15 protein-coding genes are annotated in these 15,724 nt (G+C 69.8%); 12 read left to right on the forward strand and 3 right to left on the reverse strand.

Annotated elements, in window-relative coordinates:
• Positions 1-66: 66 nt before the first annotated feature.
• The 6 genes from pspA (at position 67) to CK206_RS01935 (ending at position 5,264) form a co-directional block, all read left to right on the forward strand.
• The gene (gene pspA / locus CK206_RS01910; protein ID WP_069389093.1) at positions 67-894 is read left to right on the forward strand and encodes a phage shock protein PspA; all 828 of its coding nucleotides are present in this window, start codon (positions 67-69) and stop codon (positions 892-894) included.
• Positions 895-961: 67 nt separating this feature from the next.
• The gene (locus tag CK206_RS01915) at positions 962-1,156 is read left to right on the forward strand and encodes a DUF3046 domain-containing protein (RefSeq protein ID WP_067717747.1); all 195 of its coding nucleotides are present in this window, start codon (positions 962-964) and stop codon (positions 1,154-1,156) included.
• A 226-nt stretch (positions 1,157-1,382) separates the two neighbouring features.
• Entirely contained in the window at positions 1,383-2,489 is a 1,107-nt protein-coding gene (gene recA, locus CK206_RS01920; RefSeq protein WP_067717750.1) for a recombinase RecA, read from the forward strand.
• A complete protein-coding gene (locus CK206_RS01925) occupies positions 2,489-3,097 on the forward strand; it encodes a regulatory protein RecX (RefSeq protein ID WP_096905353.1) in 609 nt (202 codons plus the stop codon). Before recA ends, CK206_RS01925 begins: the two co-directional genes overlap by 1 nt.
• Positions 3,098-3,123: 26 nt before the next feature.
• Positions 3,124-4,695 (forward strand): tRNA (N6-isopentenyl adenosine(37)-C2)-methylthiotransferase MiaB, encoded by a 1,572-nt coding sequence (gene miaB, locus CK206_RS01930; RefSeq protein WP_096905354.1) that lies wholly within the window; start codon positions 3,124-3,126, stop codon positions 4,693-4,695.
• On the forward strand, positions 4,683-5,264 hold the full coding sequence (locus tag CK206_RS01935; protein WP_096905355.1) for a hypothetical protein: 582 nt from the start codon (positions 4,683-4,685) through the stop codon (positions 5,262-5,264). The genes miaB and CK206_RS01935 overlap by 13 nt, the downstream gene beginning before the upstream one ends.
• A gap of 129 nt (positions 5,265-5,393) precedes the next feature.
• Here the strand turns inward: CK206_RS01935 and CK206_RS01940 are convergent, their stop codons facing one another.
• Positions 5,394-6,782: a DUF349 domain-containing protein gene (locus CK206_RS01940; protein ID WP_096905356.1), complete on the reverse strand. Its 1,389-nt coding sequence runs from the start codon at positions 6,780-6,782 to the stop codon at positions 5,394-5,396.
• A 198-nt stretch (positions 6,783-6,980) separates the two neighbouring features.
• Between CK206_RS01940 and CK206_RS01945 the strand changes: the two genes are divergently transcribed.
• Genes CK206_RS01945 through CK206_RS01955 form a run of 3 tightly spaced genes read left to right on the forward strand, consistent with a single transcriptional unit; the run spans position 6,981 to position 9,405 of the window.
• Entirely contained in the window at positions 6,981-7,712 is a 732-nt protein-coding gene (locus CK206_RS01945) for a hypothetical protein (protein WP_254050451.1), read from the forward strand.
• A complete protein-coding gene (miaA, locus tag CK206_RS01950) occupies positions 7,709-8,662 on the forward strand; it encodes a tRNA (adenosine(37)-N6)-dimethylallyltransferase MiaA (RefSeq protein WP_096905357.1) in 954 nt (317 codons plus the stop codon). Before CK206_RS01945 ends, miaA begins: the two co-directional genes overlap by 4 nt.
• Positions 8,659-9,405 carry an IclR family transcriptional regulator gene (locus CK206_RS01955; RefSeq protein WP_096905358.1) on the forward strand — a complete coding sequence of 249 codons (747 nt, stop codon included), beginning with the start codon at positions 8,659-8,661 and terminating at the stop codon, positions 9,403-9,405. The genes miaA and CK206_RS01955 overlap by 4 nt, the downstream gene beginning before the upstream one ends.
• 178 nt (positions 9,406-9,583) lie before the next feature.
• Here CK206_RS01955 and CK206_RS01960 read toward each other — a convergent pair whose 3' ends face one another.
• On the reverse strand, positions 9,584-11,764 hold the full coding sequence (locus CK206_RS01960) for a malate synthase G (protein ID WP_096905359.1): 2,181 nt from the start codon (positions 11,762-11,764) through the stop codon (positions 9,584-9,586).
• Between the two features lie 119 nt (positions 11,765-11,883).
• Here CK206_RS01960 and dapF point away from each other — a divergent pair, with 119 nt between their 5' ends.
• Together dapF and hflX are read left to right on the forward strand one after the other, a co-directional pair.
• Entirely contained in the window at positions 11,884-12,774 is an 891-nt protein-coding gene (dapF, locus tag CK206_RS01965) for a diaminopimelate epimerase (RefSeq protein WP_173674752.1), read from the forward strand.
• Positions 12,775-12,827: 53 nt separating this feature from the next.
• On the forward strand, positions 12,828-14,276 hold the full coding sequence (hflX, locus tag CK206_RS01970) for a GTPase HflX (protein ID WP_096905360.1): 1,449 nt from the start codon (positions 12,828-12,830) through the stop codon (positions 14,274-14,276).
• 39 nt (positions 14,277-14,315) lie between these two features.
• On the opposite strand, the gene lexA is transcribed toward hflX, so the two are convergent.
• A complete protein-coding gene (gene lexA / locus CK206_RS01975) occupies positions 14,316-15,026 on the reverse strand; it encodes a transcriptional repressor LexA (RefSeq protein ID WP_371607057.1) in 711 nt (236 codons plus the stop codon).
• Between the two features lie 189 nt (positions 15,027-15,215).
• On the opposite strand from lexA, the gene CK206_RS01980 reads away from it, so the two are divergent.
• Complete coding sequence (locus CK206_RS01980; protein ID WP_143337680.1) at positions 15,216-15,656, forward strand: hypothetical protein; 441 nt, start codon at positions 15,216-15,218, stop codon at positions 15,654-15,656.
• The last annotated feature ends 68 nt before the right edge of the window (positions 15,657-15,724 follow it).

The following is a 15,724-nucleotide window of genomic DNA, read 5'->3' on the forward strand; positions in this document are numbered from 1 at the left end:
CCGTGCGATGTTCGGTACCGTTGAACAGACCCGTCGTCCGAATCGGCAGAAGGACACTACGCAGCGATGGCCAATCCGTTTACCAAGGCATGGCGCTACCTCATGGCGTTGTTCGATTCGAAGATCGACGAGAAGGCCGATCCCAAGGTCCAGATCCAGCAGGCCATCGCCGATGCGCAGCGTCAGCACCAGCAGCTCTCGCAGCAGGCTGCCGCGGTCATCGGCAACCAGCGCCAGTTGGAGATGAAGCTCAACCGGCAGCTCGCGGAGATCGAGAAGCTCCAGGGCTCCACCCGGCAGGCGTTGCAGATGTCGGAGCAGGCGCGCCAGAAGGGCGACGCGGCCAAGGCCACGGAGTACGAGAACGCCGCGGAGGCGTTCGCGGCCCAACTGGTCACGGCCGAGCAGAGCGTGGAGGACCTCAAGGGCCTGCACGACCAGTCACTCCAGGCCGCGGCCCAGGCCAAGAAGGCCGTCGAGCAGAACGCGATGGTCCTCCAGCAGCGCGTGGCCGAGCGCACCAAGCTGCTCAGTCAGCTGGAGCAGGCCAAGATGCAGGAGCAGGTCAGCGCGTCCCTGCAGTCGATGTCGGAGATGTCCTCGGGTGGCAACACCCCGAACCTCGACCAGGTCCGCGACAAGATCGAGCGACGCTACGCCAACGCCCTGGGCTCGGCCGAACTCGCACAGAACTCGGTGCAGGGTCGCATGCTCGAGGTCGAGCAGGCCTCGACGCAGATGGCCGGCCACAGCCGCCTCGAGCAGATCCGCGCGTCGATGGCGGAGGGCGGCCAGCTCGGTTCCGGTACCGGCGCCACCGGCCAGCTCGGCCAGGGCCAGTCCGAGTCGGCCGCGCCGCCGCAGCAGCAGCAGGCGCAGACCGAACAGCAGTGATCTCACGGCAACGGGCCGTCGGCGACCACGCCGGCGGCCCGTCGTCGTCCGTAGGGGAGGGTGAGACGTGACCCTGACCGAGTTCCGCGCACGCACCGTGGAGGCCTTCGGCGAACTCCGTGCCGACAGTCTGACCAGATCACACCATCTCGCGGAGTGTGGCGGGAGGACCGCCCTCGAGGCGATCGACGCCGGCCTCCCCGTCAAGCGCGTGTGGTTGGCGTTGTGTGCCGAGTTCGAGGTGCCCGAACAGCTGCACTAGCGCTCCGTCCGCGGCGTGTCGGTCGACCTCGAACACCCGTTCGCCTACACTGGGTGTCACGTGATGACGGTTCGCCCCGTCCACAGGGCGCCCTTCCTCCACAGGAAAGCGGTCGCCGGGTTCGCGCGAGACGCTCGTGTCGTACCCGGCCCGTAACGTCCGCAACTGAATCACCACCCAGACCGATCGGCCGGACGCCGGGGGTCGCGCAGGAACGGAGAGCACCATGGCACCCAAGACCACCGCGAAGTCGGGGACCAAGACGGGCGTGGCCCAGAATCGCGAACAGGCACTGGAACTGGCCCTCGCGCAGATCGACAAGGCCTACGGCAAGGGCTCGGTCATGCGGTTGGGTGACGACAACCGGCCGCCGGTCCAGGTCATCCCGACCGGGGCGCTGTCGCTCGACGTGGCACTGGGCGTGGGGGGCTTCCCCCGGGGACGCGTCGTGGAGATCTACGGCCCGGAGTCCTCGGGTAAGACCACGGTCGCGTTGCACGCCGTGGCCAACGCGCAGGCGGCCGGCGGGATCGCGGCGTTCATCGACGCCGAGCACGCCCTGGATCCGGAGTACGCCCGCAAGCTCGGCGTGGACACGGACAACCTCATCGTCTCCCAGCCGGACACGGGTGAGCAGGCCCTGGAGATCGCGGACATGCTCGTCCGGTCGGGGTCGATCGACATTCTGGTCATCGACTCCGTGGCGGCGCTCGTGCCGCGTGCCGAGATCGAGGGGGAGATGGGCGACAGCCACGTCGGCCTGCAGGCGCGACTCATGAGCCAGGCCCTGCGGAAGATGACGGGCGCGCTGCACAACACCGGCACCACCGCCATCTTCATCAACCAGCTGCGCGAGAAGATCGGCGTCATGTTCGGCTCGCCGGAGACCACCACCGGTGGTAAGGCGCTTAAGTTCTACGCGTCGGTGCGGTTGGACGTGCGCCGTATCGAGACGCTCAAGGACGGTGCCGACGCGGTCGGCAACCGCACCAAGTGCAAGGTCGTCAAGAACAAGGTCGCGCCGCCGTTCAAGATCGCGGAGTTCGACATCCTCTACGGCGAGGGGATCAGCCGCGAGGGCTCGCTCATCGACATGGGCGTGGACAACGGCTTCATCAAGAAGTCGGGGTCGTGGTTCACCTACGGACCGGACCAGTTGGGCCAGGGCAAGGAGAACGCTCGGCGGTATCTCAAGGAGAACCCGTCGGTGCGGGACGAGATCGAGCGCAAGATCCTCGACAAGCTCAATATCGGCGCGGGGGCGGAGATCGCCGAGATCGAGGCGGAGTCCGACGAGGACGCGCCGATCGACGTGGTGCCCGTCGAGTTCTGATGTCGGGCAGGGACACCCGCGGGCCCCACGGCGCCGGGGCGCCCGGGGCGGAGGAACTCCGTACGGCGATCGCCGCGGTGGAAGCCAGGCCCTCCGGGTCCTCGGACCTGCCGCCCCTGGCCCCTGAAGCGCTCGAGGCCGCGAACGCCGCGCTCCGGCTCCTGCGCTACCGGCCGCGCAGTGAGCACGAGTTGCGCGAGCGGCTGCTCGACAAGGAGTACGCCGCGGAGGCCGTCGACGAGGCGCTCGGCAGGGTCAGGGCGTGGGGTCTGGTCGACGATGCCGACTTCGCCGAGGAGTGGGTGCGTGGCCGCAGGAGACGCCGCGGCCGTTCGCGCGGCGCCCTCGAGCGTGAGCTGCGGGACAAGGGCGTGGCCGAGGCGCACATCGCCCGGGCGGTCGGCGAGATCGACGAGTCGGATGACCGCCGGCAGGCCGCCGAACTGGTTCGCGGTCGGCTGGATCGCCGGCCGCGCGCCGCACTGTCCGGGCCGGACGTGCAGGGCGAGCGGCGCAGGCTCATCGCGTTCCTGGCCCGGCGGGGTTATCCGACGGGGTTGGCCGTGAAAGTCGTGGACGCCGAATTGGCGGCCCACGCATCGCCCTGAGTACCCTGGCCTGCGTGGATACTCTCGTGACCGACCTGCAGGCGGCGGCGCAGGACGCGCATGCCGAGGGCGACGCCCGCCGGACCTACCAGGTTCGCACCTTCGGATGTCAGATGAACGTCCATGACTCCGAGCGTCTGTCCGGGGTCCTCGACGCCGCGGGGTACGTCCCCTTCGTGGGCGACGCCGATCCGGCCGGAGGTCACCTTCCCGATCTGGTCGTGTTCAACACCTGCGCGGTCCGGGAGAACGCCGATAACCGGCTCTACGGCACCCTCGGTCATCTGCGGCCGTGGAAGGACTCGAACCCCCGCCTGCAGATCGCCGTCGGGGGGTGCCTCGCGCAGAAGGACAAGGACGTCGTCGTCTCCCGCGCACCGTGGGTCGACGTCGTGTTCGGCACCCACAACCTCGGACACCTGCCGACGCTCCTCGACCGCTCCCGCCACAACGAGCGGGCCGAGGTGGAGATCGCCGACTCCCTGCAGCACTTCCCCTCGACCCTGCCCGCCACCCGCGAGTCCTCGTACGCCGGGTGGGTCTCGGTGTCCGTGGGATGCAACAACACCTGCACGTTCTGCATCGTTCCGTCCCTGCGCGGCAAGGAGGTCGATCGTCGGCCCGGCGAGGTACTGGCCGAGGTGCAGGCGCTCGCCGACGAGGGCGTACTCGAGGTCACGCTGCTCGGCCAGAACGTCAACGCCTACGGGCGGTCCTTCCACGACCCCGACGAGCCCTCCGACAAGGGAGCCTTCGCCTCACTATTGCGGGCGGCCGGCCGGGTCGAGGGGATCGAACGGATCCGCTTCACCTCGCCGCACCCGGCGGAGTTCACCGACGACGTGATCGAGGCCATGGCCTCCACACCCACCGTCTGCCCGCAACTGCACATGCCGCTGCAGTCCGGGTCCGACCGCGTCCTGCGCGCCATGCGACGCTCCTACCGGTCCGAGCGCTTCCTTGGGATCATCGAGCGCGTCCGCGCGGCCATGCCGCACGCGGCCATCACCACCGACATCATCGTCGGGTTCCCCGGGGAGACCGAGGAGGACTTCCAGGCCACCCTCGACGTGGTCGAGAAGGCGCGGTTCTCCAGCGCGTTCACCTTCCAGTACTCGCCCCGCCCGGGGACCCCCGCGGCCACCATGGAGGACCAGATCCCCAAGGCCGTGGTCCAGGAACGCTACGAGCGGCTGATCGAGCTCCAGGAGCGCATCACGCTCGAGGAGAACCAGAAGCAGGTCGGGCGCGTCGTCGAGCTCCTCGTGACCGCCGACGAGGGCCGCAAGGACGCGGCCACCGCCCGGATGACGGGCCGGGCCCGCGACGGTCGGCTCGTACACTTCGCCCCCATCGGCGACCACGCCGACCGGGTGCGTCCGGGAGATGTGGTGACCACCCGCGTCACCGCCGCGGCCCCGCACCACCTGCTCGCCGATGACGGGGTGCTCAGCCACCGAGCAACCCGGGCCGGCGATCGTCACGAGGCGGGCCACAAGCCCGAGACCCCGCCCATCGGGGTCGGGCTCGGACTTCCCACGCTCCGGCGCGACACCGTCAGCGCCCCAGTCACCACCGAGAAGGGATGCCCCACGTGAGCACCGACGAGCGCCCCGATCCGATCGCGGGGATCATGGAAGTCACCCGGAACGCGGAATCGGAGATGCGGGACCGTGACCGCGTCCTCGGGCGCACCCTCGTGATCGGGCGGGCCTACCTGGCGTCCGCCGTCCTCATCGTGCTGTTGGCCGTGGCCCTGGCCCTGCCGCACAGCGAGGGGGTGCGGGGACTCGACGTCCTGTTCTTCACCGACGTGGCGCGTGAGCAGTACACGACCCTGCCGTCCCATCTGTTCGTCCTGCTGTACTCCGTGGGCACCATCGCGTTCGGGGCAGCGATGATCATGACGCAGAAGTGGTGGGCCGCCGGGATCGCCTGGAGCGCGACGTGCGTGTCCGCCGTGTACGGCGTGCTGGCGATCTGGCTCCGCCAGTCCGGTCGCGGCCCCAATCCCGATGTGCAGGACTTCGGCGGGCCCGGCATCGGCCTCTACGTCAGTGAGATCATCGTGTTCGCTCTGGTGATCACGCTGGCGAGTGTGCTGTGGGCGCGGACCCCGGAGCAGATCACGCTCGAGGAGAACGCCCGTCACGGAGACGGGCGCTGAACCGACCTCCCGGACGTCGCGCCGTCTGATGACCGGCGCGAGAAGAGCGCGGCCCCGTCGTGACGGGCCGGGCTCTTCTCGTCTGCGGGTTCTCGTCGCCCGTCGGCGGGTGGCCGCCGGTGGGGCGCGTCAGCGGGTGTCGACCGCCTTCTCGGCTGCCTCCGCCCACTCCTTCCACTGGGCGGCCTGGGCCCGTGCGCTCTCGGCGTCCTTGTTCTTGCCCGCAGCGTCCGCCTTCGCGGCCTGCTCCTCGAAGTCATGGACCCGGTCCCAGAACTGGCCGGCGCGGGCCTTGGCCTCCGGGTCGGTACGACGCCATTCCGTGTCGGCCGCATCGGCGACACGCTTCTCCAGGGCCCGAATACGCCCCTCCAGCTGACCCATCCGCTCGCGCGGGACCTTGCCGATCTCCTCCCACCGCGACTGCAGTTGCCGAAGAGCGGACCGGGCGGCGCCCAGGTCTGCCGCAGGATCGATCCGGCCCTCGTACTCGGCGAGCAGGTCCTCCTTGGCCTGGGCGTTGGTCTCGAACTCGGCGTCCCGTTCCGCAGCGGCGGCGTGGCGGGCGTCGAAGAACGTGTCCTGGGCGGCCTTGAACCGCTTCCACAGGGCCTCATCGGCATCCCGCGGGGCCCGGCCGGCGGCCTTCCACTCGTCCATGAGACGACGGAACGCCGTGGCCGTGTCGTTCCAGTCGGTGGACCCGGACAGGGCCTCCGCCCTCTCCACCAGGTCCTCCTTGACCTTCTTGACCGAGGCGCGGTTGCGGTCAAGTTCGGCGAAGTGCGAGCCCCGGCGACGGTTGAACGCCTCCCGGGCCTTGGAGAACCTCTTCCACAGGGCGTCGTCCGTCTTGCGGTCGATACCCCGGATCGTCTTCCACTCCTCGAGGATCTCGCGCAGACGGTCCCCGGCGGACTTCCACTGAGTCGACGACGCCCCGATCTCCTCGGCCTCGTCCGCCAACGCCTCCTTCCGCGCGATCGCGGCCGCCCGCTGCTCGTCCTTGCGCTGCTTCGACACGGCCTCGACCTCGCCGGAACGCTCGATCACCGCAGCCACACGCGCGGCGAGAGAATCGAGATCGCCCACGGCGGCGGCGGTGGGGATCTGTTCCGCCAGGGTCTCCGCCGAGGCGCGGGTCTTCCTGGCGTCCTGCGGATGGGACTCGAGACGGGTCTCGAGCAGGGCGACCTCGGCGGCGAGGTCATCGAAGCGCAGACCGAAGTGCGCGAGGCCCTCCTCGGGAGCACCGGCCTGCCACGACCCGACCTGACGCTCACCGTCGGAGGTCCGGACGAACACCGCGCCCGACTCGTCGACGCGACCCCACTGCGACGGGTCCGAGGCGCGCGTGACCCCTGGGGTACCCGCGGGGGTCGGCCGCGGTGCCACCTTGCGTGCCAGCGCGGCGGGGGATGGCGCACCCGGCCTCGGACCGGGGATCGGGGTCGCTCCGCCCGAACTCGCTCCGCCCGAACTCGATCCGCCCTGGGCGGTGGGTGACTGCTCGGTCATGTCGTCCTCGTTTCCTTCTGCCGCGTGTCACGGCACCATCACCGGGATCGCACCGGTCATCGCCTCGCCGCCCCGTTTCGAGGAGACGGCATCCTCCTAGTGTGTACCAACCTCCGCCCGGGTGTCCGGCGTATCCCCGCGGTATCCCCGGACGGGTCCGTTCCGCGGTGTCGGGGGCGGTCAGTAGGGTTTCCGGGTGTGAGCCCCTCTGTCGTCCTGGTCCCCGGAGCGCCGGTCCTCGTGCCGGAGCTGTCCGGCTCTGCGGTCGCCGAGACCGAGAGCGGGGTGGCCGCGATATGCGAGATGCTCCGCCGGGCCGGGCGCGGCGCGGCACGGGTCGTCGTCCTGGGGACCGACCACGCGGGCAGAAGTCTTGGGGACATGCGCTCCTCGCTCTCCAGATGGGGGCTCGACGTGCCCGTGGGCCCGCCCGGTGCCCCGCCGGCGCCGCACGCGGCGGTTCCCGACCCGGCGTTGATCGCCTGGTGGCTGCTCGACCTGGCGGGTATCGACCTCCCGAGGAGGTTCGTCGGCGTGACCGGGGGACCGCAGCCCGTCCCCACGCCGGTGTCGGACGACCTCGTCGTCGTCGTCGCCGACGGCCCCGCCTCCCTCACTCCGCGTGCTCCCGTACCGGAAGACCCCCGCGGTATCGCGCTCGACGGGCGGCTCGCCCGGTGGTTGCGCGCCTCGGGCGGGCTCCCCGACCCCGGCGAGCGAGTGGCCGACGAGATCGGCTGGTGGAGCCGGCCCTCGTGGCTCGTCCTGGCGGAGCTCGTCGCAGACCGAACGGCCGTCGAGTCGCTGTCCTGGGCACCGTTCGGCGTGGGGTATCACGGCGCGTGGTGGCCGCCGAAGGCCGCCGCGCATGCCACGGTGGTCGTCGACGCGCCGGCCGCCACGCCCGGCGAACCCGGGGCACCGTCATGACCGGGCGAAACCCCGTCGCCGTGGTGGGGCCGACCGGGACCGGAAAGTCCGAGCTGGCGCTCGGCCTGGCCGAGCGACTCGGCGGTGAGATCGTCAACTGCGATGCCATGCAGCAGTACCGCGGCATGGACATCGGCACCGCCAAACTGACACCGGCTCAGCGGCGGGGGATCCCGCACCACCGGCTCGACGTGCTGGACGTCACCGAGACCGCCAGCGTCGCGGACTTCCGCACCGAGGCGGAACGCGAGATCTCCGAGATCCGTGATCGCGGCCACGTGCCGATCCTGTGCGGAGGGTCGATGATGTACATCCAGGCGCTTGTCGACGGGTGGTCGATCCCGGACACGGACCCGGAGGTCCGGGCCCATTACGAACGTCGCCTCGAGCAGATCGGGGTGCAGGCCCTGCACGCCGAACTCGCCGTGGTGGACCCCGAGGCCGCGCAGACCATCCTCCCCAGCGACCCCAGGCGCACCGTGCGCGCATTGGAGGTCGTGGAACTCACCGGCAAGCCCTTCTCCGCCTCCCGACCGACGATCGGGGAGCCGCGCTGGGGCACGCGCATGCTGGGCCTGCGCTGCGGTCTGCCCGAACTGGACGAGAGGCTGACGACGCGTACGGCCGCGATGTTCGCCGGCGGGCTCGTCCCGGAGGTCCGCCGGCTCGTGGGAGTCGGGCTGCTCCGGGGCATCACCGCACGACGCGCGATCGGTTACGCCCAGGTGCTCGACGAGATGGACGCACAGCAGCGGATCGACGACGCCGGGGCGGCCCGCGCCGAGGAACGGACGGTGATCGGGACCCGCCGCTACGTCCGGCGCCAGCGGTCGTGGTTCGGCCGGGATCACCGGATCCGGTGGATAGACACCGACACCCACGGACGCGACGCCGACGCACCCCGGCCGCTCGAGACCGCGCTGGGGATCCTCGGGGAGGGCCGACCGTGAGCAGCCCCGGATCCGGGCGCTCGCGGGTCCAGTCCGTCGACCGGGCCTTCGACCTACTCGACGCGCTGAGCATCCGCGGGGGCCGGGCGAGCCTCGGGGACCTCGTCGCCGACACGGGTCTGGCCGCCGCCACCGTCCACCGGTTGTGCGGCACGCTCGCCGAGAGCGGGCACCTCCGACGCGACGCGGGCCGCGACTACCTGCTCGGACCGCGCCTCCAGCGGATCGGCGACGTCGCCGGACGCGCCACCGCGTCCTGGGCCGTGCCGGTACTCACCGCCGTGGTCGAGGGCACCGGGGAGACCGCCAACCTCGCCGTCCGGGAGGGCGACGGGGTGGTCTACCTCGCCCAGGTCCCGTCGCCGCACTCGATGCGGATGTTCACCGAGGTGGGCCGACGGGTGGACGTGCACTGCACCGCGGTGGGCAAGGCCCTGGTCGCGGGCGACGACGACGACGAGGTCCGCACCATGCTCGACAGGGCGGGCATGCGCCGCTTCACCGACTCGACCATCGTCGACCCAGACAGGTTGATCGAGGAGCTGCGTGTGGTGCGACAGGCGGGGTTCGCCACCGATGAGTCCGAGCAGGAGGAGGGCGTCCGCTGCGTCGCCATCGCGGTGGGTACCGGGGACGCCGCCTTCGCGGTGTCGGCATCCGGGCCCGAGGCCAGGTTCACGCGCGATCGCCGCGACGCCGCCGTCGCGATCCTTCGTGCGGCCGTGGCCGGGCTCGTCCCCTGATCTCGCGTCCGGCGATCACGCGCGCCCGCCGGACGCCATCGGGCCGGGCGCAGGACGCCCGCGGCCGTGAGGGCGGAGAATCCGCCACCCCCGCCCGGAACCGGCCCCACTGGCGTGGGATCGGAAGTCGGGCGGACGTGGCGGATTCTGCGGGTCGGCGGGTTGGGCCGACGCCGGTCTAGCCCGCGTTGGCGGCCTTGAACTCGCGACGACGGCGATGCAGGATCGGCTCGGTGTAGCCCGACGGCTGCTTGGTGCCCTCGAGGATCAGTTCCCGGGCCGCCTGCCAGGCGATGGACTTCTCGAAGTCCGGTGCCATGTTCCGGTAGGCGTCGTCGCCGGCGTTCTGCTTGTCGACGATCTCGGCCATCCGGCGCAGCGAGTCCTCGACGTCGTCGGCGGTGATGATGTCGTGACGGATCCAGTTGGCCAGCATCTGCGAGGAGATCCGCAGGGTGGCGCGGTCCTCCATGAGGTTGACGTCGTGGATGTCCGGCACCTTGGAGACGCCGATGCCCTGCTCGACCCACCGCACGACGTAGCCGAGGATGGTCTGGCAGGAGTTGTCGACCTCTTCCTTCTTCTCCTCGTCCGTCCAGTCCGTGGACGGGGCCAGGGGGACGGTGAGGATGTCGTCGACACTCGCGCGGGCACCCCCGGCGAGCAGCTCTTCCTGCCGGGTCATGACGTTGACCCGGTGGTAGTGGGTGGCGTGCAGCGTGGCGCCGGTCGGCGAGGGCACCCACGCGGTGTTGGCGCCGGCCTCGGGCTGGCCGATCTTCTCGGCGAGCATCTCGGCCATGAGGTCGGTCTTGGCCCACATGCCCTTGCCGATCTGGGCACGGCCACGCAGGCCGCACGCCAGACCCGTGTCGACGTTGAAGTCCTCGTAGGCCTTCATCCACCGCGCGCCCTTCATCTCGCCCTTGCGGATCATCGGCCCGGCCTCCATGGAGGTGTGGATCTCGTCGCCGGTCCGGTCGAGGAAGCCGGTGTTGATGAACACGACCCGTTCGGTGGCCTCGGCGATGCAGGCGGCGAGGTTGACGGAGGTGCGACGCTCCTCGTCCATGATGCCCACCTTGAGGGTGTTCTCGGCTAGCCCGAGGAGCTTCTCGACACGGCCGAACAGCTCGGTGGTGAACGCGACCTCCTCCGGCCCGTGCTGCTTGGGCTTCACGATGTAGATCGACCCGTGTCGGCTGTTCCGGCGCTCGTTGCCCTCGGCGATCCCGTGCATACCGGCGAGCGAGGTGATCAGTGCGTCCAGGATGCCCTCGGGCATCTCGTTGCCGTCGGCATCGAGCACCGCCGGGTTGGTCATCAGGTGGCCGACGTTGCGCACGAACAGCATCGAGCGGCCGTGGAGACGGACCTCACCCGAACCGTCGGGCGCGGTGAAGACCCGGTCGTCGTTGAGGACGCGGGTGAAGGTCTTGTCGCCCTTGCTGATCTCCTCGGACAGGTCTCCCTTCATGAGCCCCAGCCAGTTGCTGTAGCCCTGGGTCTTGTCCTCGGCGTCGACGGCGGCGACCGAGTCCTCGAAATCCATGATGGTGGACACGGCGGACTCCAGGACGACGTCCTTGACCCCGGCGCCGTCGGTCGAGCCGACGGGGGAGTCCGGGTCGATCTGGATCTCGATGTGCAGACCGTTGTTGCACAGCAGGACCGAGGACGGGCTGGAGGGCTCGCCGAGGTAGCCCACGAACTTCTCCGGGGCCGCCAACCGGGCGGTCGACCCGTCGGACACGGTCACCTGCAGGCCACCGTCGACCACGGCGTAGCCCGTGGAACCCACGTGGCTGCCCGACGCCAGCGGTGCGGCGTCGTCGAGGAATTCACGGGCCCAGTCGATGACCTTGTCGCCGCGGACCTTGTTGTACCCCGAGCCCTGCTCGGCGCCGTCGGACTCCGGGATCGCATCGGTGCCGTAGAGCGCGTCGTAGAGCGAACCCCATCGGGCGTTGCCCGCGTTGATCGCGAACCGGGCGTTCATGACCGGCACGACGAGCTGCGGGCCGGCGACCGTGGCGATCTCCGCGTCGACGTTCTCGGTCGTGACGGACACGGACTCGGGCTCGGGCACCAGGTACCCGATCTCCTGCAGGAACGCCTTGTAGGCGGTCGGGTCGATCGGCGCCGGATTCTCGTGGTGCCAGGCGTCGATCTCGGACTGCAACCGGTCGCGGGTGTCGAGCAGTTCGCGGTTGCGGGGGGCCAGCTCGGTGAAGATCTCGGAGGCGCCCGCCCAGAACGCGTCGGGATCGACCCCGGTGCCCGGGATCGCCTGGGAGTTGACGAAGTCGTACAGGACCTCGTCGACCTGGATTCCGCCGACAGTGATGCGTTCGGACATCGATGCTCTCCTGGAGGTAGGGGACCGTTCTCCCGGTCGACTCTAGTTGGCGTACCGTCCGGCATCATCCGACATTTCCACGGTGCGGAACGGTCCCCGCCGGCGAGTACGATTTCGCCATGACTTCGACGCGCCAGGCCTCGCAGCCCGACGGTATCGCCTTCCTCAAGGGCCACGGCACCCTCAACGACTTCGTGATCCTCCCGGACGATCAGGCCGACCTGGACCTCGACGTCGACCTGGTACGCGCACTGTGCGATCGGCGTGGCGGAATCGGCGCCGACGGGGTGCTGAGGATCGCGACCGCCGGAGCCCTCGTCGACCGGGGCGTGCTCGCGAGCCTGCCGCCCGGCGTGGACAGTGCGGACTGGTTCATGGACTACCGCAACGCCGATGGCTCCATCGCGGAGATGTGCGGCAACGGGGTCCGGGTCTTCGCCCACGCCCTCGTCGCGACCGGGAGAGCGGAGGTCGGCTCGATCCCGGTGGGCACGCGGTCCGGGGCCCGCCCCGCCGAGGTCCTCTCACACTCGGGTGATGACGCCGTGGTGCGGGTGGACATGGGGGAGCCGCGACTGCTCGGACTGTCGTCGGCGGAGGTCGGTGGCCGGACGTTCGCCGGGCTCGCCGTCGACATGGGCAATCCGCACCTCGCCTGTGTGGTCCCCGATCTGGACGCCGCGGACCTCGCCGGGCTGCGGGTGCAGGAGGCCCCCGGGTACGACCGGGCCTTCTTTCCCGACGGCGTCAATGTCGAGATCGCCACCCCGATGGTGGACGGTCGGGTCTCCATGCGGGTCCACGAGCGGGGATCAGGGGAGACCATGTCCTGCGGAACCGGAATCGTCGCGACCGCGGTCGCCGCGCTGGCCGACTCGGGGGAGGCGACGGGCGACGTCGTCGTGGTGGTCCCGGGCGGCGAGGTGGAGGTATCACTGACCGGTGCCGGGTCCTCGCTCACAGGGCCGTCCACACTCGTCGCCCACGGTCATTACCACCGTGGTCGGTAGCACACCGTCTCGAACGGGACACCGGGGGGCCCGGTGTGAGAAGATGAACCCGAATGACTACTGATCACACGGCCGCTGACCGGCCGACACGCGACCTCGATCCATCCATCGGTGAATTCCAGCTCGAGGAGAGATCCTCGATGCGCCGGGTGGCGGGGCTCTCCACCGAACTCCAGGACGTCAACGACGCCGAGTACCGCCAGCTCCGACTCGAACGTGTCGTGCTCGTCGGTGTCTGGACCGAAGGGTCCGCCGCGCAGGCGGACGCCGCGATGGACGAGCTCGCCCAGCTCGCCGAGACCGCGGGATCGGAGGTGTGCGACGCGCTCATCCAGCGCCGCGACAAGCCCGATGCCGCCACGTACATCGGGTCGGGCAAGGTCAGCGTCCTCAAGGACGTGATCGCGGCGACCGGCGCCGACACCGTCATCTGCGACGGCGAGCTCACCCCGGGGCAGCTGCTCGCGCTGGAGAAGGCGGTCAATGTCAAGGTCATCGACCGTACCGCGCTGATCCTCGACATCTTCGCGCAGCACGCCACCAGCCGTGAGGGCAAGGCCCAGGTGTCGCTCGCCCAGATGGAGTACATGCTGCCCCGTCTGCGTGGGTGGGGCGAGTCGTTGTCCCGCCAGGCGGGCGGCCGTGCCGGCAGCAACGGCGGCGTCGGTCTTCGCGGCCCGGGTGAGACCAAGATCGAGACCGATCGGCGCCGGATCCGCGAGCGGATGGCCCGTCTGCGTCGCGACATCAAGGGGATGAAGCAGGCCCGGGACACCAAACGGCACCGTCGGCGTTCCACTCCGGTGCCGTCCATCGCCATCGCCGGATACACGAACGCCGGGAAGTCCAGCCTGCTCAACAGGATCACCGGAGCCGGCGTCCTGGTTCAGAACGCCCTGTTCGCCACCCTCGATCCGACGACGAGGAAGGCCGAGTTGCCCGACGGCAGGGCGGTCGTCTTCACGGACACCGTGGGATTCGTCAGGCATCTGCCGACCCAGTTGGTCGAGGCCTTCAGGTCGACTCTTGAAGAGGTCGTCGACTCCGAGTTGCTCCTCCACGTGGTGGATGGTTCGGATGCCTTCCCGCTCCGCCAGATCGAGGCGGTGCGCAAGGTGATCAACGAGGTGGTGGAAGAGCAGAACGCGGAGCGGCCTCGGGAACTCCTGGTGATCAACAAGATCGACGCCGCGGATCCCGTGGTCCTCACCGAATTGCACCACGCGCTGCCCGACGCCGTGTTCGTCTCGGCGGTCACCGGGCAGGGTGTCGACGAACTCCTCGAGAGGATCACCCAGATCGTCGCCTCCGGGGACACCGAGCTGACCCTGTCCGTCCCGTACTCCCGCGGGGACGTGGTGTCGCGGGTCCACGCCGAGGGCGCGGTGGTCGAGGAGGAACACACCCAGGACGGAACCCGGCTGGTGGTCCGGTTGCCCGCGTCCGTGGCCGGCGAACTGGACGAGTTCGCGGTCCGCGATCCACATGACGGCGCCGCCTGACCCCTGCGGGGACGGGCGGCGCGTCGTTCGAACCGGGACTCAGAGTTTCCGGAACACCGTCACGACCTTGCCGAGGATCGTCGCGTGCTCGCCCGGAATCGGGCTGAACGACGGATTGTGGGGCAACAACCAGACTCCGCTCGAGTCGTTCCGGAAGGTCTTGACCGTGGCCTCCCCGTCGATCATGGCGGCGACGATCTCCCCGTTGTCCGCGACGTTCTGCCGCCTGACCACCACGTAGTCGCCATCGCAGATGGCGGCGTCGATCATCGACTCGCCGACGACCTTGAGCATGAACAGATCACCTGACCCGACGAGGTCCGCCGGCAGGGGGAAGATCTCCTCGACGGCCTGTTCCGCGAGGATGGGCCCGCCCGCCGCGATCCGGCCGAGGACGGGTACGTAGACGGGTTCGACCGCGCCTCCCGGACGCTGGGGCTCCGGCGCAGGTGACCGGCGGCCCCGTGACTTCTGCCCCGGGACACCGTGGACGTCGACCGCGCGCGGCTTGTGAGGATCCCGCGTCAGGAAGCCCTTCTTCTCCAACGTGCGGAGTTGATGCGCCACCGACGACGTGGACTGTAAGCCGACCGCGTCCCCGATCTCGCGGATGCTCGGCGGATAACCACGCTCCTTGACGGTGTCGTGGATGTGCAGGAGAACGCTCTTCTGTCGGTCCGTCAGTGACTCGAAATCGGGCTTCGGCATCTCGTGGGGTCCCTTCGGCGAATGGATGTTCGACGCTGTGATCTGTCTACACCCTAGTGCCAACCACCGCCTTGCGCCACACACGTGTTCGAAGAAATTCCTCTGCGAATCGTGATTGTGTCGGAGTCGCGTGATACAACTCTAGGGGAGTTCGGATTCGAACAGATGTACTGAGACAGACATACAGGTGTGCGAACCCTGATCGCACACCGTATCGAGTAGGGAGCCACCATGACCGTTGTCGAGCTTCAGTCCCACCCACGTCCGGCCGTGCGGTGGACCGAGGTCTGCCCCGATGACCATCGTGGACAGGGCGCTCACCTCGACCGGCCGAGAGATGTGTCGGTGCTCGTGCGTCCCACGCCTGCGCCGCGGCGCACGCTGGTCCGACCCGAGGGCAATCGGCTGGCCGTCACGTCCGCCCGTGCGGGGAACCTCGTCCGGCCGCGGGTGGCGGCCCGTCCGGCCACCGTCACATCGGTCGCCCCCGGTCGGCGTGTACTCGTGCGCCCGGTCTCGACGGACCGCGCGCGGGCGTGCCACGTCGAGGCCCCGGTGTCCACCGGGGTGGTCGACGACGTGCCGGCCTGGGCACTGCTGGCGTGCGGGATTGCATTCGGCGTGATCATGCTTCTCGCAGTGGCCTTCCTCGGCGGACCCGCCTACGCGTGACCGGGCAGCGGGCCTCCTAGAATGGACCGCGGGCGGCGGTCTGCCACCCCCGCGTTCCGTCAGGCACG

Origin of the sequence: Dietzia sp. WMMA184 (genome assembly GCF_002441635.1) — a bacterium.
Classification (GTDB): Bacteria; Actinomycetota; Actinomycetes; order Mycobacteriales; family Mycobacteriaceae; genus Dietzia; species Dietzia kunjamensis.

Coding starts and splice junctions, on each gene's coding strand:
- pspA (WP_069389093.1), top strand. CDS start 67: ATGGCCAATCCGTTTACCAAGGCATGGCGCTACCTCATGGCGTTGTTC.
- recA (WP_067717750.1), top strand. CDS start 1,383: ATGGCACCCAAGACCACCGCGAAGTCGGGGACCAAGACGGGCGTGGCC.
- CK206_RS01925 (WP_096905353.1), top strand. CDS start 2,489: ATGTCGGGCAGGGACACCCGCGGGCCCCACGGCGCCGGGGCGCCCGGG.
- CK206_RS01935 (WP_096905355.1), top strand. CDS start 4,683: ATGCCCCACGTGAGCACCGACGAGCGCCCCGATCCGATCGCGGGGATC.
- CK206_RS01940 (WP_096905356.1), bottom strand. CDS start 6,782: ATGACCGAGCAGTCACCCACCGCCCAGGGCGGATCGAGTTCGGGCGGA.
- miaA (WP_096905357.1), top strand. CDS start 7,709: ATGACCGGGCGAAACCCCGTCGCCGTGGTGGGGCCGACCGGGACCGGA.
- CK206_RS01960 (WP_096905359.1), bottom strand. CDS start 11,764: ATGTCCGAACGCATCACTGTCGGCGGAATCCAGGTCGACGAGGTCCTG.
- dapF (WP_173674752.1), top strand. CDS start 11,884: ATGACTTCGACGCGCCAGGCCTCGCAGCCCGACGGTATCGCCTTCCTC.
- hflX (WP_096905360.1), top strand. CDS start 12,828: ATGACTACTGATCACACGGCCGCTGACCGGCCGACACGCGACCTCGAT.
- CK206_RS01980 (WP_143337680.1), top strand. CDS start 15,216: ATGACCGTTGTCGAGCTTCAGTCCCACCCACGTCCGGCCGTGCGGTGG.